This is a genomic window from uncultured Shimia sp. (assembly GCF_947498095.1).
In the GTDB taxonomy this organism is placed as follows: Bacteria; Pseudomonadota; Alphaproteobacteria; order Rhodobacterales; family Rhodobacteraceae; genus Shimia.
Window position 1 is genome coordinate 128,819 of sequence record NZ_CANMJE010000005.1, and the last position, 24,086, is coordinate 152,904.

The window sequence follows — 24,086 nt, forward strand, 5'->3', positions numbered from 1 at the left end:
AATGTGTTGCAAGGCGGCCCTCGTGGCCGCCTTTTTCATGTCTCTCGGTCAATCTTTTGTTGGTTTTCAGTTAGATGGCCGTCGACCAGCCAGCCCCACAACTCATCCCACAAAGGTTCCAAACCTCGACGAAACGCTCCGGCATGACCAATGCTGCGCTGACCATAGTCCGCAGGGCGGCGGTCGATCAAAGTCGCAGGAGCCGCTGGGTACCATGACAGCACGTCTCGCGCGGCCTGCTTGGTCGCGATCCCGTCATCGCTGAACACCCAGGACGCCATCGGCACCGACAGCGTGTCAAACTGGTGCGGCCAGCGACCTTCCGCCAGTTCTAGCAGCAAATATGACCGGCGCGAGCTCCAGCGGCGCCACAAGCGGAATACTCCTTCCGGCAACGGCTCCCAACTCAGGCCCAATGGCTTGAAATACCCCCAGCGCCATAGTGAAAACGACCCAAGGAGCCACCAGAAATACATCTCAAGTGGCCATTGCAAGGGTTTGTGTACGCCCCAGTACCCGCTGCCCACACAGACCAGAGCATTGCGCGCGATCTTATCCGCGTTTGGCATAAAGCCCGTAAACTGCCCACCGACGCTGTGTCCCAAATGGGTTAACGGCAAACCGGGCGCTGCCTCGGCCAGAACCTCGAGTGCGGCAGCCATGTCAAACCGGCCCCAATCAGGGTATTCGATGCCCGAGGTCGCAAGGTTCTCGGACCCCGAGTCCCCGATGCCGCGATAGTCAAAGGTCAGCACCACAGCCCCACGCGCGGCCAGATCAGCGGCGATATGGCGGTAGAAACGGCGTGGAAAGCCGGTGCCGGCGGTGATCATCACGGCAATTCTAGGGTCGCGGCCCCGAAAAAGATCACCCGTGAGCTCCCAGCCATCTTCGGCGACAAAGGTCATGGTGTCTGATGTCACATCGGTCATCGCGCACGACCCTGTTGGGCGGCGTCTTCGATGATTGCCTCGGCATTATCGGCCACATGCGACAGGAATCGCCCAATCACCTCTTGCTCGGCGCTGTCAAACGGCGCCAGCAAAGCCCGGTTGGCCCCCTGCACCAGCGGGGCAAGACTTTGCGCCGCTTCCCGTCCACGCGGCGTGGCAAAGACCAGAACTCCCCTACCATCTGTGGGGTCAGTTTCACGCCGCACCAAGCCGCTTGCGCTCATGCGGTCGATCAGCCCGCTCAGGCTGGACTTTCCGAGCGAGAGGGTGCGGGCAAGGTCCGTTACTGTAGCGCCCTCCCCTGATTTCAACAGGAACAACACGCCCTGCTGTACCATTGAAAGACCATGGTCTTGCCGGGTGCGCCGATCCGATGCTCGGGTCAGGGCTGCATGCGCTTTGTGAATCAGAAAGAAAATACGCGGTTGCGCCATGAGATCATCTCTTGTTTGAGAATTTAGTTCGTATACGAACCTTTTTAATCCGACAACGGTGACGTGGGGTCGTCGTCCCGAACCGTCGCGCCTGTCTTTTTACTGGCAACCGTCTGCGGCCTTTGCCATACCCGGCACAACCTTTGCCTATGCAGGACTGCGCAATGACCCAGATCGTCACCCACCTCCATGAAATCTCAGACGGCTATCAGGCCTTGTTCGTGGACCTTTGGGGCTGCGTTCACAATGGCGTTCAGGCCTTCCCCGACGCAGTGACAGCGCTTCAGGCCTATAGAAAACGCGGCGGGATCGTCGTTTTGGTCACCAATTCTCCCAAGCCGCGCGCTGGGGTTGCCGTTCAGCTAGAAACTTTTGGCGTACCCAAAGATGCCTATGACACCATTGCGACCTCCGGCGATTCAGCACGTGCTGCGATGTTCACAGGAGCAGTGGGCGAAAAGGTTTACTTCATGGGCGAGTGGCGCCGCGACGAAGATTTTTTCAAACCGCTGGAAGTGATCGCAAACCCAGTCGAGATCACCCGCGTACCTTTGCAAGAGGCTGAGGGCATCATTTGTTGCGGCCCTTTCGATCCGATGGCCGATCCATCCGTCAACCGGTCGGATTTTCTGTATGCCAAAACCAAGGGCATGAAGCTCTTGTGCGCCAACCCCGACATCGTGGTGGACCGGGGCGAAACCCGCGAATGGTGCGCTGGGGCGTTGGCCAAACTCTATACCGAGATGGGGGGAGAGAGCCTCTATTTTGGCAAACCCCATCCGCCAATCTACGATCTGGCCCGCCGCCGCCTGATGGCTTTGGGCATGGACATCCCTGACAGCGCGATTCTGGCCATCGGCGATGGCGTGTTGACGGACATCGCAGGCGCCGTGGGGGAGGATATCGATTCCCTCTTCATTTCCGGCGGTCTGGCAGCATCGGAAACAAAAACTGGCTACAGCCCGGACCCTGACGCCCTAAGTAATTACCTTTCAAAAGAAAATTCCTCTCCGACCTTCACGATTGGCCAGTTGCGCTGACAAATTAGGGCTTGATTTTCTGCAGTTGCAAAGTAATAAAGTTGCCGAACGCCCAGCTTGGGTATCGTAAAGTTGCTCAGTCACTGTATGCCGGAGGGTATAATGTTGGATAACATGCCACGCGGAACGATCTGCATCGAAGATATCGAGATGGGGATGTCGCGCCATTTGCGTAAGATTGTAACCGACGAAGACATCCGCATGTTCGCCGAAGTTTCGACCGACCATAACCCGGTTCATATGGATGAGGACTATGCCAACGACACGATTTTTCAGGGCCGCATCGCACATGGCATGCTAACCGCCGGACTGATTTCCGCCGTCATCGGAGAACAGCTTCCGGGCCACGGCACAGTCTACATGGGCCAAACCCTGAAATTTCTGGCGCCGGTCCGCCCCGGAGACATGGTCTATGCCGAGGTCAAAGTGATCGACATCGACCACGCCAAACGTCGGGTCAGGCTCGAGTGTCACTGTGCCGTGGACGGTAAAAAAGTTCTGATCGGTGAGGCCACTGTGCTGGCACCCTCACGCAAGTTCGACTGACGCCGACCCGCAATTCCAATTCACAGGCCGCCCCGCTGGGCGGCCTTTTCTTTAGGCGACTGGATCAGAACTTACCGTTGTCATGCGCCATCTCAGCCGGGATCGCCGACACCGTGTCCCAGTGCTCCACGATTTTGCCGTTCTCAACCCGGAACAGGTCAAAAAACGCAGTAGGTACATCGCCCAGCACGCCTTCTGACGCCGTGAAGACAAAGTTGCCTTCGGCCACAACCATATGAGTGGCGTCATAGCGCATGGTCAGACCCTGCTCTTGCATCATCGCCAGCGCAGCACCCAACCCCTCCAAGCCATCAGCGATCTGGGGATTGTGCTGAAGATAGGTGTCGGACGAGACATAGGTCGCGATGTTCTGCGGCGCCTTGCCATGCAGAACATCCGTGACAAAAGACTGCACCAGCGCTTTGTTCTCGGCGGTCTTGTCCAAATCCGTGATCTCGGTTGCGCCATCAACCATGCTGCGCCCTGACGGGTTCGGTTGCGCCAGCGGCTGCAGGTTGTCCCAATGCTCAATCACCTTGCCGTTTTTCACGCGGAACACGTCAAAGGCGACCATGTGCTCTCCTCCAAAGGCCTGCGCATTGCCAAATGTCGTGTGCAAGACCACCAGATCCCCTTCGGCGATCACCCGATGCGTGGTCGCGGTCACCCCATTGGCCTTCAGAACCGGGATAAAGCTCAGGATGGCTTCGGCCCCGGTGGGAATGGCCGGGTTGTGTTGAATATAGCCGGGGTCCAGCAACTCCCGAGCTGCGTCGGGGTCAAATTGGACAAAGATCGCGCTTACGGCGTTCAGGACGATTTCTTTCACGGACATGCGAATGCTCCTTTTCGAATCACGTTGTAAATCACATGAGCAAGAGGTATTCATTTCATACCAAGTATCAATTACGCACCTAAAAGGAACCTGGTATGCTCAAGGTAACCGCCCTCACCAAGGAGGAGGCCGAGAACTGCCCGATCCGCAGCGTTTTGGCCAAGGTCACTGGTAAATGGCAGTTGCTAATCCTGCTGACACTGTCGAACGAACCGTACCGTTTTGGTGCGCTGAAACGCATGATCGGCGACATCACCCAAAGGGTCCTGACCGAAAATCTGCGCACGTTGGAAAACGATGGCCACCTGACGCGCACGGTCCACGCAGGCCCACCGATTGCCGTGACCTATGCCCTGACAGAACAAGGCCACGACCTGATCGGTGTGCTGAAGCCCTTGGCCAAATGGGCGGCTGACAACTATTCGGCCATACAACAGGTGCGTGAAGCAGGTAAATCAACCTGAAACACAAGATTTCTCTGACATCCTGCCGATCAAACCTTGCAGGTGACGTAACCCTGCCTTGTTCTTCACCGTGCCGCTGCCTAGTGTTGTTCAAGACCGCCCGACTGATGGTGTCATTTTCAGATCAAGGCGAGTAAATGCCCCCCGAAAGAGTGTCCGTTCTGCGCGAGTTCGAGATGATCGAACAGCCCTGCACGGGGCAGGAGACTTTGGTCTTTGAAAGCCGTACCCATACCGAAAAGTTTGGGTTCACGCGCTTTGTGCGGGAAATCAAAAACACCGACAGACCGTGGACAGACACGGTGATCCTCAGAGACGAAGGTCAGGTCATTGGCAGTGGTGAAGATCCACGACCGTTTATCTGGCGGGGCAGCCCTTGCGCCATCGCGACGACCTTCAGTCCGAAGCATGGGCCGATCCATAAGATTTACGTCCAGACCCTGAACAAATGGATTCTGTTGATCCCACCGCGCAGCATCGCCACCGGAAAAAACTGGGCGCCGTTTGTTGCGGATGACAACCTCTTTTTTGTCCATGCTATGTCGCCCTTTCGCATCCTGAAAGCCCGTTTCATCTCGGAACACGACGACTTTATGGTGTTGGATGTAGTTGCTGAGCACCCTATGCGTACACCCAAATCTTCGGACGGGTTTTCACAGTTTCGCGGCGGCTCAAACGCCCTGCAGTTTGGGGATAGAATCCTTGGTATTGGCCATGCCAACCAACGACCAGACCGCAAAGATCCTGCCTCGATGATCCACCGCCCATTTGTCTATGATTACCGTCCCGGCAAAAGTGTCAGCTACTACAGCTTTGATTTCGACTTTGAGGACACATATCGCATTGTCGACCCAACCTCGCTGTACCAAAAGGATGGCATAACATACCTTGTGACCAGCGAGACCGAACAGGTCTGGCACCTGACACCGCAAATGGGCAGAACCTGCCTGTATTCTTTGGGAAGAATTGAGGAAAACCATGAAGAAGGCTTTGGTATTGGGCGCAGGCGGCTTCATCGGTGGTCACATGGTCAAGCGTCTGCAATCCGAAGGTTTTTGGGTGCGCGGAGTCGACATCAAAGCCCATGAACACGAAGCCTCGCGCGCTGATGAGTTTGTTCTAGGTAACTTGACAGATCAGTCCCTAGCCCGGTCCGTTTTTGACCAATCGTTTGACGAGGTATATCAGTTTGCCGCCGACATGGGCGGTGCCGGCTACATATTCACCGGCAATCATGACGCTGAGATCATGCACAACTCGGCTCTCGTGAACCTCAACGTCGCAAAGGAGGCTCAGCGCAGCGGTGCCAAAGCCGTCCTCTATTCCTCGTCGGCCTGTATTTATCCTCAGGAAAACCAACAGGAACCCGACAATCCAAATTGCGAGGAATCCAGTGCATACCCGGCCAATCCAGACAGTGAATATGGGTGGGAAAAACTGTTCTCGGAACGTCTCTATCTGAACTTCAAACGGCAATACGGTCTGAACGCCAGTGTTGTACGCTATCACAACATTTTTGGCCCTCTTGGCACCTAGCAGGGCGGCCGGGAAAAGGCTCCGGCAGCAATCTGTCGGAAAGTTGCCGAATGCCCGGACGGAGGTGAGATTGAAATCTGGGGCGACGGTCTGCAGACTCGGTCCTTCCTTTTCATTGACGAATGTATCGAAGCCACTGTCCGCATGCAGCGCTCAGACTTCGAAGGTCCTGTAAACATCGGCTCAGAAGAGATGATTTCGATCAATGGTCTGGCAGAAATGGCGATGGAGATTGCCGGCAAATCTCTGACCCTAAATCACATCCCCGGCCCGCAAGGCGTGCGCGGCCGCATATCCGACAGCACTTTGCTGCGCGCTAAACTGGGCTACGCCCCCAGCGCGCCTTTGCGCGACGGCATGGCCAAAACCTATGCTTGGATCGTGGAAGAGATCGCAAAGCGCGCCTAAAATCACGCTGCGCGTAAACAGGTTCCGTGACGCCCTCTTGAAAGCATCAGCGCAAAGGGCTACCCCGCTTTTATGCGGATTATCAGAGACTATCAGTTTGTGAATCAGGATGACCGTGGCGCCAGCGCCGCGATTGGCAATTTTGATGGCGTGCATCTTGGTCACCAGTCGGTGATTGATCTTGCGCGCAAGGCCGGAAACGACGCGCCGTTGGGCATCGTGACATTTGAACCCCATCCACGCGAGTTCTTTGCTCCGGACGCCCCGCCCTTTCGTCTGACCAGTTCTGATACGCGCGCGCACCGCTTGGAAAAGCTGGGCGTTGAACGGCTTTATGAACTGCCTTTCAACGCAACTTTGTCGGGTCTGACCCCAGAAGAGTTTGCCCGCGACGTGATTGCCGAAGGCCTGGGCCTCAGCCACGTGGTGATCGGTGCCGATTTCTGCTTTGGCAAAGGACGTGCCGGCAATGCCGAAGACTTGAAGCGCTTTGGCGACGAGATGGGTTTTGGTGTGACCATTGCCCCCTTGGTAAAAGGAGGCGACGTTCAGGTTTCCTCAACAGCGATCCGTTCCGCCCTTAGCGATGGACGCCCTCGCGACGCCGCTGCGATGCTGGGTCATTGGCATCGCATAGATGGGCCCGTTATTGGCGGCGACCAACGCGGTCGAGATCTGGGATTTCCCACGGCCAACATGTCTATTGATGGGCTGCACCCGCCAAAGTTCGGGGTCTATGCGGTGTTGGTCGACGTACTCGAAGGCCCGCATCAGGGCAGCTATAAGGGCGCTGCCTCAGTTGGCGTGCGCCCGATGTTTGGCGTCAACAAAGCCAATATCGAAACTTTCCTCTTCGACTTCTCCGGCGACCTCTACGGCACGCCTTTGTCGATTGCGCTGGTCGACTTCCTGCGCCCGGAATGGAAATTCGATGGCCTCGATGCGTTGATCGCTCAAATCGATGCCGACTGCGCCCAATGTCGCGACATATTGGACGGCCTATGATCCGCCGCGATCCGATTGAGCGCACCGGGTTTGCCAACCGCTTCTGGGAAAAGAAGCCGCTGTCCAAACTCAACCCGCGCGAATGGGAAGCGCTGTGCGATGGCTGTGGCAAATGCTGCCTCAACAAGCTGGAAGATGGCGACACCGGAGAAGTCGCCCTGACCCGCGTCGCCTGCCGCCTTCTGGACGACGAAACCTGTCGGTGCACACAATATGACATCCGCCATCAGTTCGTGCCGGAATGCATCGTGTTGAAACCGTCCAACATCGACGATCACGCCTATTGGATGCCGCAAACCTGCGCCTATCGCCTGTTGTGGGAAGGCAAGCCGCTGTTTGACTGGCACCCGCTGATTTCCGGCACGGCCGACAGCGTTCACGCCGCTGGCGTCTCAGTACAGGACAAGACAGTGTCTGAATTTGAAACCCCCGAAGACGAGTGGGAAGACCACATAATCGAGGAGCCCATCTGATGTATTTTGCTTCTGACAACGCCGGCCCGGCGCATCCGGCCATCGTGGATGCCATTGCACGCGCCAATCAGGGTTACGCGATGCCTTATGGGGCCGACACAATCATGGACGAGGTGCGCGCACAGATCCGCGATCTCTTTGAGGCCCCCGAGGCCGCCGTTTACCTCGTCGCGACCGGGACCGCTGCCAATGTTCTGGCGCTTTCGACTTACTGGCAACCCTTCGAGACCGCGTTTTGTTCGCCCGTCGCCCACATCCACGAAGACGAGTGCAACGCGCCCGAGTTCTTTGCCGGTGGCGCCAAGCTAACCCTCGTCGGTGAGGGTGACAAGATGACCCCCGACGCCTTGCGCGCTGCCATTGCCAAAGAAGAAACCCGCGATGTGCATGGCCCAAAACGCGGCCCTGTGTCGATCACACAGGTGACCGAGCGCGGCTCGGTTTACTCTCTCGAAGAGCTGAACGCCCTTTGTGCGGTCGCCAAGAGTTTTGACCTGCCCGTCCATCTTGACGGTGCGCGCTTTAGCAATGCACTGGTCGCGCTGGGCTGCACCCCGGCCGAGATGACATGGAAAGCCGGCGTTGATGTTGTTAGTTTTGGCGGCACCAAGAACGGCTGTGTCGGCGTCGAAGCGGTCGTCATGTTCGACCCGCAAAAAGCACGAGAGTTCGAGTTGCGCCGCAAGCGTGGCGCGCATCTGTTCTCCAAGCACCGGTATCTTTCCGCACAGATGCACGCCTATCTAACCGGCGACCTTTGGCGTGAAAGCGCAGCCCACGCCAATGCCAACTGTGCGCGTCTTGCAGCAGGGCTGGACTCCATCGCAGATGCCTCATTCATGTACCAGCCTCAGGCCAACATGATCTTTTGCAGTTTCCCGCGCGCCGCTCACCAACGGCTGCATGACGCAGGTGCGGTGTATTACATCTGGTCCGGTGAACTTGACGGCGACGACCCGCAAGAACACTTGCAGGCGCGCCTTGTCTGCGACTGGTCCATATCTGAAGCCGAGATCGATCAGTTCATTGCGCTGGTCCGCGGCTAGGGCATCACGCCAAACCTTCGTATTGCCAAATACACTCCGGGGTGAATGGACGCCTGTTCAGGTGCCCAGAGGGGCAGCGCGCCTACCCCGCCTCGGCCAGTGTCACCGCAATTTCCCGCGCCACGTCACTGGCATGGGTGATCGGCCCCATGTGCGCTTGCCCGGCAAAGGTCACGCGGCGTGCATTCGGTATGCGCGCGGCAATGCCATCCTGCACCACTTTCATCAACGGTGGTGACTCACCGCCATCCATCAAGACCGTGGGGACAGAGATACGACCAAGCCGCGGGATGATATGCCCGTTGTCTTCGTCAATACCGGGGCGACTTGAGGCGATGAACCCAATCCGGCGCGTAGAGCCTTCCCGCAAATCCCGAGGCAGATCAGCCCAACGCCGACCGTCACCCCAGACCCTCATAAAGATCCGCGCCCCGGCTTCCGGGTCACCCCGGGCAATCTGGTCTCCAACGTCTCGCATCAATGCGTCGTTCCATGCAGCTTCTCTGGGGCCATCCTCGCGCGCGATAGCCATCAGAACAGGCTCAAACAAGGACAGGCTGCGCACCATCTCCGGACGCTCCAGCGCCAGCCGCAGACAGACCACGCCACCAAAACTGTGACCAATCAAATCAACCGGCTCTGTCAGATGTGGCAACAGGGCATCGACCGTCATCTGGGTCAGGTCCTCTGGCCCCTGCCAGTCCGGACTTTTACCGTGGCTTGGCAGGTCAAATGCCCGGATGGTCAGCATCTCCGACAGGCACTGGGCCACGCGTTTCCACGCCCCGGAATGTGCCAAAGAGCAATGCAAAGCGATCGCCTTGCGGGGACCGGTTCCGAAGTCCTGAGAAAAGAGTTCCATATGCGCGGTGCCCAGCCTTGTCAGAGTTTACCTGCAAGAACGAGATCAAGATCTTCGAGCTTGTCCTGCCCCCAAAAACGATCCCCGGCGTCCGTAACATAAAACGGCGATCCAAAAACTCCGGCCGCAGCGGCCTCTTCCAGGTTGGCGGCATAGGTCTCGGCACCTGCCAGCAAGCCACTATCGGCCAAAGAGGGGTCAAAACCGGCAGCCGCAAGACATCCCTTGATCACAGCATCTTCGGCGATGTCCTTCTGATCGACAAAACAGGTCCGCATGAGCCCATGCACAAGCCCACCCAGATCACCGCCGCCAGCGTTTTGCGCTGCGATAATCGCATAAGAAGACGGTGCTTGATTGGTGGGCCAATGCGCAGGTTGCAAGTTGAACTCCATTCCAAGCCGACGCGCCTGACGCGGCAAGTCCATCGCACGGTATTCCTGCCGCGAGACATGGCGTTCTTTGGGGGAAACACCGCCGGTGCGTCCAAACAATGCCAAGATATCAAGCGGCTTGTAAGTGATCGTCGCGGCGTGTTTTGCGGCAATTTCCTCAAGTCGCGTTCCCGCGAGATAAGCAAACGGCGAAATTGTCGAAAAATAGTAGTTAATATGTGCCATTTGGTCCCTCCGCGCGTTGGCATCACTTTGCCAGACGTTAGGGCCATGTTAAGCGGTGTGCAACGTCACGAATCTGTCATCTGCCACTTGTCGAAAGCACCCTGGGGACCTCTGACATGCCAACCATCCAAGAACCAAAACTGATCACTGGCACCGCCAACAAACCGCTGGCCAGCGCCATTGCTCGTCGCATGTCGATGCAGCGAGGAGCCGCCCTCGGGCTGGTCGAAGCGCGGGTTGAGCGTTTCAACGATCAAGAGATCTTTGTCGAGGTCTACGAGAACGTCCGCGGCGAGGATATGTTCATTATCCAACCCACTTCGAACCCGGCCAACGACAACCTGATGGAACTGTTGATCATGGCCGATGCGCTGCGCCGCTCGTCAGCTGCGCGCATCACCGCAGTGATCCCCTATTTCGGCTATGCCCGACAGGATCGTCGCACCAAAGCCCGCACCCCGATCACCGCCAAAATGGTCGCCAACATGATTGTTGGCACGGGTATTGAGCGGGTTCTGACGATGGACCTGCATGCCACACAAATTCAGGGCTTTTTCGACATCCCCGTCGACAACCTCTATGCCTCGCCAATTTTCGCGCTTGATATTCTGCATCACTTTAAGGGCGACGCCCTGAAAGACGTGATGGTGGTCTCTCCGGACGTAGGCGGCGTGGCCCGTGCCCGCGAATTGGCAAAACGTATTAACGCCCCTCTATCGATCGTTGACAAACGCCGCGAGAAACCCGGCGAAATTGCGGAAATGACCGTGATCGGGAATGTCGAAGGCAAGAAGTGCATCATCGTAGACGACATCTGCGACACCGCCGGTACGCTCTGTAAGGCGGCCGAAGTTCTGATGGAACATGGCGCGACCGAAGTGCACTCGTACATCACGCATGGGGTGTTGTCGGGCCCTGCCGTTGAACGCATCACCAATTCGGTCATGAAATCTTTGGTCATCACCGACTCGATTGAGCCAACCCAACCGGTTCTCGCGGCAAAGAACATTCGCATCGTTCCAACCGCCCCAATGTTCGCTCAAGCCATCCAGAATATCTGGAACGGCACATCCGTTTCGTCGCTGTTTGAAACGGAAACACTGGAACCTGCCTACGAAGGTCTGTTCAACGTCTAAGAACAGACGTTGATGAGAAAAGAAAGGCGCCTCACGGGGCGCCTTTTGTGTTCGGGGATCAGTCCTTAATCGACAATCCAATCATCTTCGTCGGCCAATTCACCAATGGCCAGCCAAGCCACGCGCACGCGAGCCACGCGGGTATCACCCCATGTCCGGAACACCAGTTCAAAAGTTTTGCGACCGATCTTTTCTGCAACAACTTCGGCGCGATGGTGGGGGCCGCTATCCATATCTGATAGCGACAGGCTCACCTGTACCGTCGGCGGTTTTCGGTATTCCTGCGAAAATCTGATCCGCTTGCGGCGCTCCCGCGGGCCGGTCCCGGTCCACATGGCACCGCCGTCCTCGAAATCCGCAAACAGGGGCACATCGCCCTGATCCACGCCGATAAGATGGTTTCTAAGTCGTTTCATGCGAAGTTCCAGTTGCGGGTTGGAAATAGCGAACTTGACACATCAGATGCAAATGAATTTTGGCGGATACACTGTTTCCACCTGAAAAATGAGATTTTAATGCAAAAAGCCCCACCTTGAAGGGCGGGGCTTTTCTAATTCCTATCCGATCACTCTCAGACGTTGAGCGCAGCGCGCAGCGCCTCGAGATCGGCCACCGTCTTGTCAGCGGCGTCTTTGGCCTCTGGCGTGGCATTGGCTGCCGCGTCCGAAGCCTGAGCGATCAGCGCGTCCATGTCGGCAGCGGTTACTTCCGCCACGGGCATCGCCTTTTCAGCCAAAACCGAAGTGCCTTCTGCCGAGATTTCCGCAAACCCACCGGTCACCGCGTATTGCGATGCGCCATCAGTTGCTTCAACCGTCAGAACACCCGGACGCAGCGTGGTGATGGTCGGAGCATGATCCGGCATTGCGGTCATGTCGCCATCGGCGCCTGGAATCTGGACTGCCGTTGCCTCGAGCGAAGCAAGGCTCCGCTCAGGGCTGACAAGGTCAAATTGCATCGTGTTTGCCATTTCGGGCCTCCTTAGGCCGCTTCAGCGGCCATCTTTTCGGCGCGTGCAATCACTTCGTCGATGCCGCCAACCATGTAGAAGGCTGCTTCGGGCAGGTGATCGTATTCGCCAGCCACAACGGCTTTGAACGACGCGATGGTATCTTCCAGCGGAACCTGAACACCGTCCGAGCCGGTGAACACTTTCGCAACGTCAAACGGCTGCGACAGGAAACGTTCGATCTTACGCGCACGGGCCACGGCCAGTTTGTCTTCTTCCGACAGTTCGTCCATGCCGAGAATGGCGATGATGTCTTGCAGCGACTTGTAGCGTTGCAGGATTTGCTGAACGTCCGAGGCCACTTTGTAGTGCTCTTCACCGATGATCAGCGGATCCAGCAGACGCGAGGTCGAGCCCAGCGGGTCCACAGCAGGGTAGATACCCTTTTCCGAGATCGCACGATCCAGAACGGTTGTTGCGTCGAGGTGCGCAAACGAGGTCGCAGGCGCAGGGTCAGTAAGGTCATCCGCAGGTACGTAAACGGCTTGCACCGAGGTAATCGAACCCGATTTGGTCGATGTAATCCGTTCCTGCATCGCACCCATGTCGGTTGCCAGTGTTGGCTGGTAGCCCACAGCCGAAGGAATACGGCCCAGAAGCGCCGAAACCTCGGAACCCGCTTGGGTAAAGCGGAAGATGTTGTCGACGAAGAACAGAACGTCAGCACCGGTTTCGTCACGGAACTGTTCCGCCAGGGTCAGACCCGACAGAGCAACACGCATACGCGCACCGGGAGGCTCGTTCATCTGGCCGTAAACCAGAGCAATTTTCGACTCGGTCAGGTTCTCAGGAACGATAACGCCGGATTCGATCATCTCGTGGTAAAGGTCGTTACCTTCACGAGTCCGCTCGCCAACACCCGCGAACACGGACACACCCGAGTGCACCTTGGCGATGTTGTTGATGAGTTCCATGATGAGAACGGTTTTACCAACGCCCGCACCACCGAACAGACCAATTTTACCACCCTTGGTGTAGGGGGCCAGCAGGTCGATCACTTTGATGCCGGTGGTCAGGATTTCCGTGGCCGTCGACTGCTCTTCAAAAGCAGGCGCATCGCCGTGGATCGCACGAGTGCCGGTCGATTCTACCGGACCCTTTTCGTCAACCGGGTCACCGGTCACGTTCAGGATGCGGCCCAGCGTACCGGTGCCGACGGGGACCGCGATGGGTTCGCCGGTGTCTTCTACCGATTGTCCGCGGACCAGACCTTCGGTCGCGTCCATCGCGATGGTACGTACGGTGTTTTCACCAAGGTGCTGGGCAACTTCCAGAACCAGTTTTTTACCGTTGTTTTCCGTGGTTAGTGCGTTGAGGATTTCCGGAAGGGCGTCCTCGAACTGTACGTCCACAACGGCGCCAATGACCGCGGTCACTTTGCCTTTTGCGTTTGCCATGTTTCGTCTCCGGTTCTTAGAGCGCTTCAGCGCCCGAGATAATTTCAATAAGCTCGTTGGTGATCACAGCCTGGCGCGAGCGGTTGAACTGAATGGTCAGCTTGTCGATCATTTCGCCAGCGTTGCGGGTTGCGTTGTCCATTGCAGACATCCGCGAGCCCTGCTCCGATGCGCCGTTTTCCAGCAAGGCTGCAAAAATCTGCGTTGCGACACCGCGCGGCAGCAGGTCAGCCAGAATGGCCTCTTCGCTGGGCTCGTAGTCGTACAGAGTGCTTTCGCCTGCATCTTCGGTCTCTTCAAACGAGGCCGGGATGACTTGCTGGGCCGTGGGGATTTGGGTCACAACGTTGACGAACTTCGAATAGAAGATCGTGCAGACGTCGAACTCTTCCCCGTCAAACCGTGCCAGAAGATCACGTGCAATATCCTGCGCGTTCTCATAGCCGACACGTTTCACTTCGGTCAGGTCAACGTGGCCAACGAAGGTGTCACCAAGATCACGCTTGATGCTGTCACGGCCTTTCTTGCCGACCGTGATAATCTTCACTGTTTTGCCCTGTGCCAGCAGTTCCTGCGCCCGCGCACGGCCAAGCTTGGCAATGTTCGAGTTGAAACCGCCACACAGACCGCGTTCAGCCGTCATGATGACCAAAAGATGAACGTCATCCTTGCCTGTGCCGCTCAGCAGCTTGGGCGCGGATGCCGATCCACCAACAGAGGCCGCCAGCCCACCCATCACGGCGTTGAACCGCTCAGTATAGGGACGTGACTGCTCTGCAGCTTCCTGCGCGCGGCGAAGTTTCGCCGCGGCAACCATTTGCATGGCTTTTGTGATCTTCCGAGTGTTCTTTACACTCTCGATCCTGTTTTTGAGATCCTTAAGATTTGGCATCTGTCAGGCCCCTTACGCGAAATCAGCGGCGTATTCGTCGAGTGCTGCTTTCACTTTATCTGCGGCGTCGCCTTTGATCTTGGGATCTTCGTCGGTGATCCACTGCAGAAGGTCAGCGTGCTTGCCACGCAGGTGCTGCAGCAGGCCTTGCTCGAAGCGGCCCACATCCGACACGTCGATCTTGTCGAGGTAGCCGTTTACGCCTGCGAAGATGACACAGACGATTTCCGAGTTTGTCAGCGGCGAATACTGTGCCTGCTTCATCAGCTCGGTCAAACGTGCACCGCGGTTCAGAAGCTGCTGAGTAGCGGCATCAAGATCGGAACCAAACTGAGCAAACGCAGCCATCTCACGATACTGAGCCAGTGACAGTTTTACAGGACCCGCAACCGACGACATCGCCGAGGTTTGAGCCGAGGAGCCAACGCGCGACACCGACAGACCGGTGTTCACAGCAGGGCGGATACCTTGGTAGAACAGTTCGGTCTCAAGGAAGATCTGACCGTCGGTGATCGAAATCACGTTGGTCGGAATAAACGCCGAAACGTCACCACCTTGGGTTTCAATCACGGGCAGCGCGGTCAGCGAGCCTGCGCCAAAGTCTTCGTTCAGCTTGGCCGAACGCTCCAGCAGACGCGAGTGAAGATAGAAAACGTCACCCGGATAGGCTTCACGTCCGGGTGGACGACGCAGCAGCAGCGACATCTGACGATACGACACAGCCTGTTTCGAAAGGTCATCATAGATGATCAGCGCGTGACGGCCGTTGTCGCGGAAGAATTCCGCCATCGCAGTCGCGGCGTAAGGCGCCAGGAACTGCATCGGTGCAGGATCAGAGGCAGTGGCTGCAACCACGATCGAATACTCAATCGCGCCGCTTTCTTCCAGCTTCTTAACCAGCTGAGCAACAGTCGAACGCTTTTGACCGATTGCAACGTACACACAGTACAGTTTCTTGCTCTCGTCGTCGCCAGCGGCGTCGTTGTACGATTTCTGGTTCAGGATCGCGTCCAGAGCAACGGCAGTTTTACCGGTCTGACGGTCACCAATGATCAGCTCACGCTGGCCACGGCCAATCGGGATCATCGCGTCAACCGATTTCAGGCCGGTTGCCATCGGCTCGTGAACCGATTTACGCGGGATGATGCCCGGCGCTTTCACGTCGGCAATGCCGCGCTCGGTCGAGTCGATCGGACCCTTACCATCAATCGGGTTACCAAGACCGTCTACAACACGACCCAACAGGCCGTTGCCGATTGGCACGTCCACGATCGAGTTCGTACGCTTGACGACGTCGCCTTCTTTAATGTCACGGTCAGACCCGAAGATAACAACACCAACGTTGTCATTTTCAAGGTTGAGGGCCATGCCCTGAATTCCACCGGGGAATTCAACCATCTCACCGGCTTGAACATTGTCCAGGCCGTAGACGCGCGCAATACCGTCACCGACGGAAAGCACACGGCCGACTTCGGCCACTTCGGCCTCTTGGCCAAAGTTTTTGATCTGGTCCTTTAGGATCGCAGAGATTTCGGCTGCTTGGATACCCATTATCCGACCTCTTTCATTGCATTCTGGAGGGAAGAGAGCTTGGAGGCGATCGACGTATCGATCATCTTCGAGCCCACTTTAACGACAAGACCGCCGATGAGGGCTTCATCAACGGTCGCATTAATTTTGACATCTTTGCCAATACGGTCGGCAAGAGTCTTTGACAGTTTTTCGCTTTGCGTTTTGGTCAGGGCCTTGGCGGAAACCACCTCGGCGGTCACCTCACCCTTTTCAGCAGCAAGCATGGCGCGCAGCTGGTCAACCAACTGCGGCAGAACAAACAGGCGGCGCTTCTCGGCCATCAGGCCCAGAGTATTCTTCAGCACTGGCTGAAGACCCATTTTGTCTGCAATTGCGGCAATGGCCTTGCCTTGCTCTTCGCGGCTAATCACCGGCGAAGAATTCAGCTCGCGCAATTCAGCGCTTTCGGCCAATGCGGCGCTGAGGTCATCAAGACCGCCTTCCAGTTCGGCAAGCGTCTTGGTCTCTTTTGCGATCTCAAAGACCGCGGTGGCATAGCGCTCGGCAATGCCGGAGGAGATCGAAGCTGGTTCGGACACGTCCACCCTTCCGCTTTCTGGCCCAACTCACTGCATACAATTGTATGCAACTTGCAGGGACGTTTCATCGCCCCGTTGGATCGGGGCAGTAAAATCCGTCGCGGGTGTAGCAGAGGCTTGGCCACCTAGCAACATGGTTTGAAATATTCTGTGACGCGCCGAAAGCCCTTATTTCTAAGGTGTTGGTGCAGGTGCGACCCTTTGACTGTGACAGGACGTGAAAAAAATGCCTGCGAAATCCCTCATTTTCGCGATTCCCGAGAAAAAATCACCCCACACTGTTAGCGTAAACAGCCCGGTTTTCGAAAATCTGACGCCTAGGCGACTCGCTGGCGCAGAGAGCCTTTAGGGCTAAACCGGTGCTGTCTCAGGCTTAGGCGCCAGAACACCCAGCGGTTTTTTCACCGCCTCTCGCAAGCCAGGCCCGCTGGGCGCATGTACGCGCTTGCTGGCTTCGACCATCAGAACACTGCCAGCCACCACGGGCGACACGGTTTTGCCCAAGCTTTCCCACATCGCGCCGGTCTTGCGCCAAAAGCGTTTTTGCGAAGGGGGCTGATACAACGTGGTCCGGTGACGTTCCGGCATAAACCCATGCTGGCGCAACTGCGCCTCAAGCTGCGTGGTCGTATATGGGCGACCATATCCAAACGGTGTCTTGTCACTGCGGGTCCACATACCTGCACGATGCGGCACGATGAACAGCGCCCGCCCACCGGGGCCCAGCGCACGGTAAGCTTCGTTCAAAAGGTCCGAAGGCCGCTCGCAAGTTTCCAGCCCGTGCATCATCACCAGCCGGTCCACACGTCCGGTTTCAATCGGCCAGAGGGTTTCCTCTGACAGAACCGACACGTTGGGCATCCCCGCAGGCCAAGGCATCACGCCTTGTGGCGCAGGCATCAACCCGATCACCCGGCGCGCGTCACCCAGATAGGGTCTGAGCAGTGGCACGGCAAAGCCAAAACCAACGACCGTCTGGCCTTTGGCCTCGGGCCACAGTTCCAGCACTTCATCGCGCACAGCCTTTTGCGCGGCCCGCCCCAGCGTGCTGCGATAGTAAAAGTTCCGCAAGTCTTGCACATCAAGATGCATTGCAACCGCCCGTCTGATCGGCAAAGCTGGTCCCAACATAACAATCACAAAGCGAAAATCCATGCCTCTCGACATCGTCACCCTGCCCTGCCTGTCAGATAACTACGCTTTCCTGATCCACGACGCTGCAAGCGGCGAGACCGCAGTGGTGGACGTGCCGGAATCCGGAGTGATCTCTGAAGCGCTGACCTCTCGCGGCTGGACCCTCAGCCACGTGTTGCTCACCCACCACCATTGGGATCACATTGACGGGCTGACCGCTCTGTTAGAGGCCCACCCGGCCAAGGTCATTGGCGCGGCTGCCGATGCGCACCGCCTGCCCCCGCTGGATCACGCTGTTTCCGAGGGCGACAGTTTTGACTTTGGCGGTGAAACGATGGAGGTCATTGATGTCTCAGGGCATACAGTGGGTCATATCGCCTTTTACTTACCGCAGACTGGCGCAGTCTTTACTGCTGACAGCCTGATGGCTTTGGGATGTGGGCGCCTGTTCGAAGGGGATCCCGACATGATGTGGACCTCGCTGTCAAAACTCGCAACCCTACCTGCCGAGACGATTGTTTGCTCTGGCCACGAATACACCGAGGCCAATGCCCGCTTTGCCATCACCGTTGACCCGGAGAACCCCGCGCTCAAAGCCCGGATCACTGACATCACCGCAGCACGCGCTAAGGGCCAGCCGACGGTCCCCTCAACAATGGCCGAAGAACTGGCCACAAACCCGTTCCTAAGGGCGGTTTCACCGGATGTTCAGCGGTTTTTGGGAATGACAGGCGCCCCTCCGGCGCAAGTCTTCGCTGAAATTCGCCAGCGCAAAGACAACTTCTGACAGTCCCGAAAAACGCCAAAATTGGTCAATTCAGGCTTTTGTGAAGGGAAAAGTGCAAAAAGTCCTTGAAGACCGGCCCAGATAGACCAAACTTTAATGTCATGAGGCCATGGTTGTGTGGGGTCTCGTATCCCTGCAACCCCGAAACCAGAAGGAGCACCAGAGCAGTGCCTTCATTCTCGACGACGCTTGAACAGGCAATCCATGCGGCGCTGGCGCAGGCCAACGAACGCCAGCATGAGTTTGCCACCCTGGAACATTTACTCTTCGCCCTTTTGGACGAACCCGATGCCATACGCGTGATGCAGGCCTGCAGCGTTGACCTTGATGAGCTGCGCGCCACGCTGGTGACTTTCATTGATGATGATCTGTCGAACCTCGTGACGGACATTGAAGGCTCCGAAGCGGTGCCAACGGCGGCCTTCCAGCGCGTGATCCAACGCGCGGCCATTCACGTTCAATCCTCGGGTCGGACCGAGGTGACCGGGGCCAACGTGCTGGTCGCAATCTTTGCCGAGCGGGAATCCAACGCCGCCTATTTCCTGCAAGAACAGGATATGACCCGCTATGATGCGGTCAATTTCATCGCGCATGGCGTGGCCAAGGATCCGGCCTTTGGCGAAAGCCGCCCGGTTTCCGGCGCCGACGGAGAAGACGATGCAACCGTCGAAGCGGTCGAAGGTGAAAACAAGGAAAGCGCACTGGCCAAGTATTGCGTCGATCTGAACGCCAAGGCCATCAAGGGCGACATTGATCCGTTGATTGGTCGCGACTCTGAAGTTGAGCGCTGTATTCAGGTGCTGTGCCGCCGTCGTAAGAACAACCCGCTTTTGGTGGGGGATCCCGGCGTCGGTAAAACCGCAATTGCCGAAGGTCTCGCGCATCAGATCGTCAAGGGCGACACGCCCGAAGTTCTGGCCAACACCACCATTTTTTCGCTCGACATGGGCGCCTTGTTGGCAGGCACCCGCTATCGCGGTGATTTTGAAGAACGTCTCAAGGCTGTTGTGACCGAACTGGAAGAGCATCCGGACGGTGTTCTGTTCATCGACGAAATTCACACTGTCATCGGTGCGGGCGCTACGTCAGGCGGCGCAATGGACGCGTCCAACCTGCTGAAACCTGCGTTGCAGGGCGGCAAGCTGCGCACAATGGGGTCGACCACCTACAAAGAATTCCGCCAGCACTTTGAAAAGGATCGCGCGCTGAGCCGTCGATTCCAGAAAATCGACGTGGCAGAGCCTTCGGTAGAGGACACGATCAAGATCCTGCGCGGGCTCAAACCCTATTTCGAAGAGCATCACGGCGTGAAATTCACGGCTGATGCGATCAAGACCGCAGTGGAACTTTCCGCGCGCTACATGAACGACCGCAAACTGCCCGACAAAGCCATCGACGTCATTGACGAAGCTGGCGCGGCGCAGCATCTCGTGGCCGCCTCAAAACGGCGCAAGACCATCGGCGTGAAAGAAATTGAGGCTGTCGTGGCCAAGATCGCCCGCATCCCGCCCAAGAACGTGTCAAAAAACGATGCCGAGGTGCTGAAAGACCTCGAACGCTCGCTGAAACGCGTGGTGTTTGGTCAGGACAACGCCATCGAGGCCCTCTCCAGCGCCATCAAACTGGCCCGCGCCGGCTTGCGTGAACCTGAAAAACCCATCGGCAACTATCTGTTTGCCGGACCGACCGGCGTCGGTAAGACCGAAGTCGCCAAGCAATTGGCCGACACTCTGGGTGTGGAACTGTTGCGCTTTGACATGTCGGAATACATGGAGAAACACGCAGTCTCCCGTCTGATTGGCGCGCCTCCGGGCTATGTCGGCTTCGATCAGGGTGGCCAGCTGACCGACGGCGTCGATCAGCACCCGCATTGCGTGCTCTTGCTTGATGAGATCGAAAAGGCCCACCCGGATGTCTACAACATCCTTCTGCAGGTGATGGATCACGGCACGCTCACCGACCACAACGGGCGCACCGTTGATTTCCGCAACGTGATCCTGATCATGACCTCGAACGCCGGGGCTATGGAGCAGGCCAAGTCGGCGATCGGCTTTGGTCGCGACCGTCGCGAGGGTGAAGACACCGCTGCGATCGAGCGCACGTTTACGCCGGAATTCCGCAATCGTCTGGACGCGGTGATCTCATTTGCGCCGCTGCCCAAGGCCGTCATCATGCAAGTGGTTGAAAAGTTCGTTCTGCAACTCGAAGCGCAGCTGATGGATCGCAACGTCACCATCGAACTCACGCCCAAAGCCGCAGCCTGGCTGGGCGACCGGGGGTATGACGACAAGATGGGCGCGCGCCCATTGGCCCGTGTCATTCAGGAGCACATCAAAAAGCCCCTGGCCGAAGAACTGCTGTTTGGTGAGCTGGCCAAAGGTGGTGTGGTCAAAGTGACCGTCAAGGCGGGTGAGTTGAAACTCGAACTCAGCGGACCGGACAAACCCCGCATCACGGGTAAGAAGAAACCTCCGCTTTTGACCGCGGAATAATGCTTGTCCGCACCGCGGCTCTGATATCTGCGCTCGCAGCCTTCCCGGCTGCGGGCGCACCCGTTTTAGAGCAGCCCATCGACTGCGTTCTGGGTGAAACCTGTTACATCCAAAACTACGTCGACAGTGACCCGTCTGAGAAATGGTCGGATTTTGCCTGTGGCGGCCTGAGTTATGATGGCCATAAGGGCACGGATTTTGCCCTGCCTACGCACAGTGACATACAGCGCGGCGTTGATGTTCTGGCTGCCGCGGCTGGCACCGTTGTCGGAACGCGTGACGGCATGGCCGACGCAATCCTGACGCCGGATCAGTTAGACAGCGTCAACGGCCGCGAATGCGGCAATGGGGTGGCGATCGATCATGGCGACGGCTGGGTCACGCAGTACTGTCACATGAAACGCGGCAGCATCTTGGTTACCAAGGGCGACAGCGTGGCTACGGGCGCTCCGTTGGGCCAGGTTGGGCTGAGTGGCAAAACCCAATTCCCGCATGTGCACATGTCTTTGCGCCACGATGGACAGGTGATTGACCCCTTCGCGCCCACGCGCTCTGGCGCCGACTGCAGCACTGAGCCGCAAGAAACCTTGTGGAAGGATGATCCGGGCTATGTTGCCGGGGGTATTATCCGCTTGGGATTTGCAACCGAGGTGCCAAGTTTTGATGATGTAAAGTCCGGCGCAGCAGGCATGGACAGCCTCAGCGAGGATGATCCGGCCTTGGTTCTTTTTGTCCAAGCCTTTGGCAGCCGAACGGTTGACGAGATCAGCATTGAAATCAACGGCCCAGATGGGTTTCGCGTCACGTACCTGGGAGACGTTGAAAAACCAAAGGTGCTGTATTTTCGCGCCGCCGGAAAAAAACGCCCGCCAAATGGCTGGGCCCGTGGCACGTATCGAGGGGCAGTAACCCTAATCCGAGATGGCCAAGCCTACGCCACAGAGGAAAAAACCCTCAAACGGAATTGATTACCGTTCTGTCAGCTTGATCTCGATGCGGCGGTTCTTGGCCCGCGCTTCAGGTGTATCTGCGGGATCGAGGGGCTGGAACTCGCCAAATCCATTGGCCGACAAACGCCCCGGTGGAATCCCCAGATCGTCGGACATAAAGCGCACCACGGACAGCGCGCGCCCCTGACTGAGCTCCCAATTGTCCGAGTACTTACCGGGGCTAAAGAAGGCCTGATTGTCGGTGTGGCCATCAACCCGGATGATCCAGTCGATACCTTCGGGAATGTCATCAGAGACTCGCTGAAGGATGGCTGCAACCTTGGCAATCTCGCGCTCGCCATCTGCCGAGAGATCGGCGCTGCCGATGTCGAACAGCACTTCGGACGAAAACACAAACCTGTCGCCGACAATTCGAACGCCTTCCTGATTGGCCAATACTTCGCGCAGGCGCCCAAAGAATTCGGACCGGAACTTTTCTAGATCCTTGGCTTCGGCCTCCAGCCGTTTGCGCTCGGCCTCTTCCAACTCACGGCGTTTGCGCTCTTCGGCAGCGGCACGGGCCAACGCGGTATTGAGGTCTGATCCCAAGGACTGAAGCTGTATCTGCGCCGCCGCATCACGCACTTTGGCGTCATCCAACAAGGCTTGCAGGCTGGAAAGCTGTGTCCGCAAAGAGGCGACCTGCTGATTCAGCAAGGCCACGTCACGTTGGCTGCCGGCAGAACGGGCCTCTTGCTCTGCAAGCGCCTGATTGGCCGCTGCCAACAGGGTCGCGCGTTCTTCCGCCGACGTCAGCGCATCATCGGCCGATTGTTCCGCAGCAAGTTTGGCGGCCAGTGCCTGAGCCAATTGACGTTGAATGTCTTCGGCCTCTGAGAATTTCGCGTTCACCTCAGATTGCGCTGTGTCCAAAGCCAGTTGCAGTGCGGCCATTTCGGCCAATTGACGGGCCAGATCATCGTCTTTCTGCGCCAATTGGGTTTGCGATTGGTCAAGATCGCTCATCGCGGCCTCAAGCGTCGCCAGTGTCTTGGCTAAATCCGCTTCGGCAGTCTCTCCGGACAGCAACGCCGCAGCCAGTTTGGCGGTCAAATCGCTGCGTGCGGCATCGGCGGCGGCCAACATCGTCAGGGTTTCTTCGGCGCGTTTGCGTTGCGCTTCCAAGGCCAACGTCATCGCGGTCAACTCGGCATCCGCATCCTGCAACTTCTGGCGCAGCGCCTCGGCGGCGGCGGCCTCGGCCAGACGCGCAATTTCTTCTTCGCTCAGCGCGGCCTGCAACTCGGTCACACGATCCGTCAACGCGGCATTGGCTGCATCACGATCCGCCTGCTCCCGGTTAAGGTCGGCAATCATCGCTTCGAGAGCTTCGCGACGCGCGGCGGCCAGACGCGCGGCCTCGGTCTGGGCATCGATCTCGGAACGCGCCGACGCCAAAGCCAGGTTCAGGGCATCCTGTTCGCTCAAAAGCTGGTCGCGCAGTTGCTCAAGCGTTTCGCGCTGCCCTTCAAGATCGGCAATCGTGCCCAAGGCCGTATCACGCTCAGACAAAAGCGCTGCGACCTGCGCCTCAAAACTTGTGATCCGGGTGCGCGCCTGGGCCAGCTCACTTTCACGCGTTGCCAGGTTTGTGGTCAGGGTGGCGATAAGGGCAGATTGGCGAACAGCCTCGGCGCGCTCATCTGCCAGCGTGGCACGCAAACCACCAACTTGGGTTTCTAAGGTCGCCGTGCGGTCCCGCTCTAATCCAAGGGCCTGCGCCAAGGCGGCAACCTCGGTGGAAAGAGCATCCAACTCACTTTCCTGACCTGTAATGGTTTCGCGCAGTACAAACTGCATCACCATAAAGATGGTCAGCACGAACATCAGCACCAGCAAGAGGCCAGTCATCGCATCGACAAAGCCGGGCCAGATTGAGGCCTGGAACCGCTGTCCTGTGCGCCGTGAAAGGGCCAT

Annotated in this window: 25 protein-coding genes and 1 pseudogene; 13 read left to right on the forward strand and 13 right to left on the reverse strand. The window is 57.6% G+C overall.

The features are described from left to right. Nucleotides 1-35: 35 nt before the first annotated feature. Nucleotides 36-932: an alpha/beta fold hydrolase gene (locus Q0932_RS10790; protein WP_299352311.1), complete on the reverse strand. Its 897-nt coding sequence runs from the start codon at nt 930-932 to the stop codon at nt 36-38. Next, nucleotides 929-1,387, reverse strand: coding sequence for a MarR family transcriptional regulator (locus tag Q0932_RS10795; RefSeq protein WP_299352314.1), 459 nt, complete (start codon nt 1,385-1,387; stop codon nt 929-931). The genes Q0932_RS10790 and Q0932_RS10795 overlap by 4 nt, the downstream gene beginning before the upstream one ends. Nucleotides 1,388-1,551: 164 nt before the next feature. Here Q0932_RS10795 and Q0932_RS10800 point away from each other — a divergent pair, with 164 nt between their 5' ends. Both Q0932_RS10800 and Q0932_RS10805 read left to right on the forward strand, forming a co-directional pair. Continuing rightward, nucleotides 1,552-2,427 carry a TIGR01459 family HAD-type hydrolase gene (locus Q0932_RS10800; protein ID WP_299352317.1) on the forward strand — a complete coding sequence of 292 codons (876 nt, stop codon included), beginning with the start codon at nt 1,552-1,554 and terminating at the stop codon, nt 2,425-2,427. A 102-nt stretch (nt 2,428-2,529) separates the two neighbouring features. Next, nucleotides 2,530-2,973, forward strand: a complete 444-nt coding sequence (locus Q0932_RS10805) for a MaoC family dehydratase (protein ID WP_299352320.1) — start codon at nt 2,530-2,532, stop codon at nt 2,971-2,973. Nucleotides 2,974-3,037: 64 nt separating this feature from the next. Here Q0932_RS10805 and Q0932_RS10810 read toward each other — a convergent pair whose 3' ends face one another. Then, nucleotides 3,038-3,808 carry a nuclear transport factor 2 family protein gene (locus tag Q0932_RS10810; protein ID WP_299352323.1) on the reverse strand — a complete coding sequence of 257 codons (771 nt, stop codon included), beginning with the start codon at nt 3,806-3,808 and terminating at the stop codon, nt 3,038-3,040. Nucleotides 3,809-3,903: 95 nt separating this feature from the next. Between Q0932_RS10810 and Q0932_RS10815 the strand changes: the two genes are divergently transcribed. The 7 genes and pseudogenes from Q0932_RS10815 (at nt 3,904) to Q0932_RS10845 (ending at nt 8,740) form a co-directional block, all read left to right on the forward strand. Further along, nucleotides 3,904-4,272: a helix-turn-helix domain-containing protein gene (locus Q0932_RS10815; RefSeq protein ID WP_299352326.1), complete on the forward strand. Its 369-nt coding sequence runs from the start codon at nt 3,904-3,906 to the stop codon at nt 4,270-4,272. Between the two features lie 137 nt (nt 4,273-4,409). Then, nucleotides 4,410-5,360, forward strand: coding sequence for a hypothetical protein (locus Q0932_RS10820; protein ID WP_299352328.1), 951 nt, complete (start codon nt 4,410-4,412; stop codon nt 5,358-5,360). Continuing rightward, nucleotides 5,299-5,931, forward strand: a pseudogene (locus Q0932_RS10825) (NAD-dependent epimerase/dehydratase family protein); the annotation flags it as partial. The gene Q0932_RS10820 and the pseudogene Q0932_RS10825, both read left to right, overlap by 62 nt. 21 nt (nt 5,932-5,952) lie before the next feature. After that, a complete protein-coding gene (locus Q0932_RS10830; protein WP_299352676.1) occupies nt 5,953-6,216 on the forward strand; it encodes a hypothetical protein in 264 nt (87 codons plus the stop codon). Between the two features lie 72 nt (nt 6,217-6,288). Continuing rightward, a complete protein-coding gene (locus Q0932_RS10835) occupies nt 6,289-7,221 on the forward strand; it encodes a bifunctional riboflavin kinase/FAD synthetase (RefSeq protein ID WP_299352331.1) in 933 nt (310 codons plus the stop codon). Continuing rightward, nucleotides 7,218-7,694, forward strand: coding sequence for a YcgN family cysteine cluster protein (locus tag Q0932_RS10840; protein ID WP_299352333.1), 477 nt, complete (start codon nt 7,218-7,220; stop codon nt 7,692-7,694). Before Q0932_RS10835 ends, Q0932_RS10840 begins: the two co-directional genes overlap by 4 nt. Further along, nucleotides 7,694-8,740 (forward strand): beta-eliminating lyase-related protein, encoded by a 1,047-nt coding sequence (locus Q0932_RS10845; protein WP_299352336.1) that lies wholly within the window; start codon nt 7,694-7,696, stop codon nt 8,738-8,740. The genes Q0932_RS10840 and Q0932_RS10845 overlap by 1 nt, the downstream gene beginning before the upstream one ends. Nucleotides 8,741-8,822: 82 nt before the next feature. Here the strand turns inward: Q0932_RS10845 and Q0932_RS10850 are convergent, their stop codons facing one another. Beyond that, nucleotides 8,823-9,602: an alpha/beta hydrolase gene (locus tag Q0932_RS10850; RefSeq protein WP_299352339.1), complete on the reverse strand. Its 780-nt coding sequence runs from the start codon at nt 9,600-9,602 to the stop codon at nt 8,823-8,825. Nucleotides 9,603-9,622: 20 nt separating this feature from the next. Further along, nucleotides 9,623-10,222, reverse strand: coding sequence for a 2-hydroxychromene-2-carboxylate isomerase (locus Q0932_RS10855; RefSeq protein ID WP_299352342.1), 600 nt, complete (start codon nt 10,220-10,222; stop codon nt 9,623-9,625). Nucleotides 10,223-10,338: 116 nt separating this feature from the next. Here Q0932_RS10855 and Q0932_RS10860 point away from each other — a divergent pair, with 116 nt between their 5' ends. After that, on the forward strand, nt 10,339-11,358 hold the full coding sequence (locus tag Q0932_RS10860; protein ID WP_299352345.1) for a ribose-phosphate pyrophosphokinase: 1,020 nt from the start codon (nt 10,339-10,341) through the stop codon (nt 11,356-11,358). Between the two features lie 65 nt (nt 11,359-11,423). On the opposite strand, the gene Q0932_RS10865 is transcribed toward Q0932_RS10860, so the two are convergent. The 7 genes from Q0932_RS10865 to Q0932_RS10895 form a co-directional block, all read right to left on the reverse strand. Continuing rightward, complete coding sequence (locus Q0932_RS10865) at nt 11,424-11,774, reverse strand: H-type lectin domain-containing protein (RefSeq protein ID WP_299352348.1); 351 nt, start codon at nt 11,772-11,774, stop codon at nt 11,424-11,426. Between the two features lie 155 nt (nt 11,775-11,929). Continuing rightward, nucleotides 11,930-12,328 (reverse strand): F0F1 ATP synthase subunit epsilon, encoded by a 399-nt coding sequence (locus tag Q0932_RS10870; RefSeq protein WP_299352351.1) that lies wholly within the window; start codon nt 12,326-12,328, stop codon nt 11,930-11,932. An 11-nt stretch (nt 12,329-12,339) separates the two neighbouring features. Continuing rightward, entirely contained in the window at nt 12,340-13,764 is a 1,425-nt protein-coding gene (atpD, locus tag Q0932_RS10875) for a F0F1 ATP synthase subunit beta (RefSeq protein WP_299352355.1), read from the reverse strand. Between the two features lie 16 nt (nt 13,765-13,780). Then, nucleotides 13,781-14,656: a F0F1 ATP synthase subunit gamma gene (locus Q0932_RS10880; RefSeq protein WP_299352358.1), complete on the reverse strand. Its 876-nt coding sequence runs from the start codon at nt 14,654-14,656 to the stop codon at nt 13,781-13,783. Between the two features lie 12 nt (nt 14,657-14,668). After that, complete coding sequence (gene atpA / locus Q0932_RS10885; protein ID WP_299352360.1) at nt 14,669-16,207, reverse strand: F0F1 ATP synthase subunit alpha; 1,539 nt, start codon at nt 16,205-16,207, stop codon at nt 14,669-14,671. After that, on the reverse strand, nt 16,207-16,767 hold the full coding sequence (locus Q0932_RS10890; protein ID WP_299352363.1) for a F0F1 ATP synthase subunit delta: 561 nt from the start codon (nt 16,765-16,767) through the stop codon (nt 16,207-16,209). The genes atpA and Q0932_RS10890 overlap by 1 nt, the downstream gene beginning before the upstream one ends. 351 nt (nt 16,768-17,118) lie before the next feature. Next, entirely contained in the window at nt 17,119-17,859 is a 741-nt protein-coding gene (locus Q0932_RS10895) for a methyltransferase domain-containing protein (protein WP_299352657.1), read from the reverse strand. Nucleotides 17,860-17,920: 61 nt separating this feature from the next. Between Q0932_RS10895 and gloB the strand changes: the two genes are divergently transcribed. The 3 genes from gloB (at nt 17,921) to Q0932_RS10910 (ending at nt 22,148) form a co-directional block, all read left to right on the forward strand. Continuing rightward, nucleotides 17,921-18,688: a hydroxyacylglutathione hydrolase gene (gloB, locus tag Q0932_RS10900; protein WP_299352366.1), complete on the forward strand. Its 768-nt coding sequence runs from the start codon at nt 17,921-17,923 to the stop codon at nt 18,686-18,688. Nucleotides 18,689-18,855: 167 nt separating this feature from the next. After that, nucleotides 18,856-21,180: an ATP-dependent Clp protease ATP-binding subunit ClpA gene (clpA, locus tag Q0932_RS10905; RefSeq protein WP_299352369.1), complete on the forward strand. Its 2,325-nt coding sequence runs from the start codon at nt 18,856-18,858 to the stop codon at nt 21,178-21,180. Next, the gene (locus Q0932_RS10910; protein ID WP_299352372.1) at nt 21,180-22,148 is read left to right on the forward strand and encodes a M23 family metallopeptidase; all 969 of its coding nucleotides are present in this window, start codon (nt 21,180-21,182) and stop codon (nt 22,146-22,148) included. The genes clpA and Q0932_RS10910 overlap by 1 nt, the downstream gene beginning before the upstream one ends. Here the strand turns inward: Q0932_RS10910 and Q0932_RS10915 are convergent, their stop codons facing one another. Continuing rightward, nucleotides 22,149-24,086: a peptidoglycan -binding protein gene (locus tag Q0932_RS10915; protein WP_299352375.1), complete on the reverse strand. Its 1,938-nt coding sequence runs from the start codon at nt 24,084-24,086 to the stop codon at nt 22,149-22,151.

Bases quoted from the DNA above. Each gene is read 5' to 3' on its own strand.
- Q0932_RS10790 (WP_299352311.1), bottom strand. From the start codon at position 932: ATGACCGATGTGACATCAGACACCATGACCTTTGTCGCCGAAGATGGC.
- Q0932_RS10795 (WP_299352314.1), bottom strand. From the start codon at position 1,387: ATGGCGCAACCGCGTATTTTCTTTCTGATTCACAAAGCGCATGCAGCC.
- Q0932_RS10800 (WP_299352317.1), top strand. From the start codon at position 1,552: ATGACCCAGATCGTCACCCACCTCCATGAAATCTCAGACGGCTATCAG.
- Q0932_RS10805 (WP_299352320.1), top strand. From the start codon at position 2,530: ATGTTGGATAACATGCCACGCGGAACGATCTGCATCGAAGATATCGAG.
- Q0932_RS10810 (WP_299352323.1), bottom strand. From the start codon at position 3,808: ATGTCCGTGAAAGAAATCGTCCTGAACGCCGTAAGCGCGATCTTTGTC.
- Q0932_RS10815 (WP_299352326.1), top strand. From the start codon at position 3,904: ATGCTCAAGGTAACCGCCCTCACCAAGGAGGAGGCCGAGAACTGCCCG.
- Q0932_RS10820 (WP_299352328.1), top strand. From the start codon at position 4,410: ATGCCCCCCGAAAGAGTGTCCGTTCTGCGCGAGTTCGAGATGATCGAA.
- Q0932_RS10830 (WP_299352676.1), top strand. From the start codon at position 5,953: ATGCAGCGCTCAGACTTCGAAGGTCCTGTAAACATCGGCTCAGAAGAG.
- Q0932_RS10835 (WP_299352331.1), top strand. From the start codon at position 6,289: ATGCGGATTATCAGAGACTATCAGTTTGTGAATCAGGATGACCGTGGC.
- Q0932_RS10840 (WP_299352333.1), top strand. From the start codon at position 7,218: ATGATCCGCCGCGATCCGATTGAGCGCACCGGGTTTGCCAACCGCTTC.
- Q0932_RS10845 (WP_299352336.1), top strand. From the start codon at position 7,694: ATGTATTTTGCTTCTGACAACGCCGGCCCGGCGCATCCGGCCATCGTG.
- Q0932_RS10850 (WP_299352339.1), bottom strand. From the start codon at position 9,602: ATGGAACTCTTTTCTCAGGACTTCGGAACCGGTCCCCGCAAGGCGATC.
- Q0932_RS10855 (WP_299352342.1), bottom strand. From the start codon at position 10,222: ATGGCACATATTAACTACTATTTTTCGACAATTTCGCCGTTTGCTTAT.
- Q0932_RS10860 (WP_299352345.1), top strand. From the start codon at position 10,339: ATGCCAACCATCCAAGAACCAAAACTGATCACTGGCACCGCCAACAAA.
- Q0932_RS10865 (WP_299352348.1), bottom strand. From the start codon at position 11,774: ATGAAACGACTTAGAAACCATCTTATCGGCGTGGATCAGGGCGATGTG.
- Q0932_RS10870 (WP_299352351.1), bottom strand. From the start codon at position 12,328: ATGGCAAACACGATGCAATTTGACCTTGTCAGCCCTGAGCGGAGCCTT.
- atpD (WP_299352355.1), bottom strand. From the start codon at position 13,764: ATGGCAAACGCAAAAGGCAAAGTGACCGCGGTCATTGGCGCCGTTGTG.
- Q0932_RS10880 (WP_299352358.1), bottom strand. From the start codon at position 14,656: ATGCCAAATCTTAAGGATCTCAAAAACAGGATCGAGAGTGTAAAGAAC.
- atpA (WP_299352360.1), bottom strand. From the start codon at position 16,207: ATGGGTATCCAAGCAGCCGAAATCTCTGCGATCCTAAAGGACCAGATC.
- Q0932_RS10895 (WP_299352657.1), bottom strand. From the start codon at position 17,859: ATGCATCTTGATGTGCAAGACTTGCGGAACTTTTACTATCGCAGCACG.
- gloB (WP_299352366.1), top strand. From the start codon at position 17,921: ATGCCTCTCGACATCGTCACCCTGCCCTGCCTGTCAGATAACTACGCT.
- Q0932_RS10910 (WP_299352372.1), top strand. From the start codon at position 21,180: ATGCTTGTCCGCACCGCGGCTCTGATATCTGCGCTCGCAGCCTTCCCG.
- Q0932_RS10915 (WP_299352375.1), bottom strand. From the start codon at position 24,086: ATGGCCCTTTCACGGCGCACAGGACAGCGGTTCCAGGCCTCAATCTGG.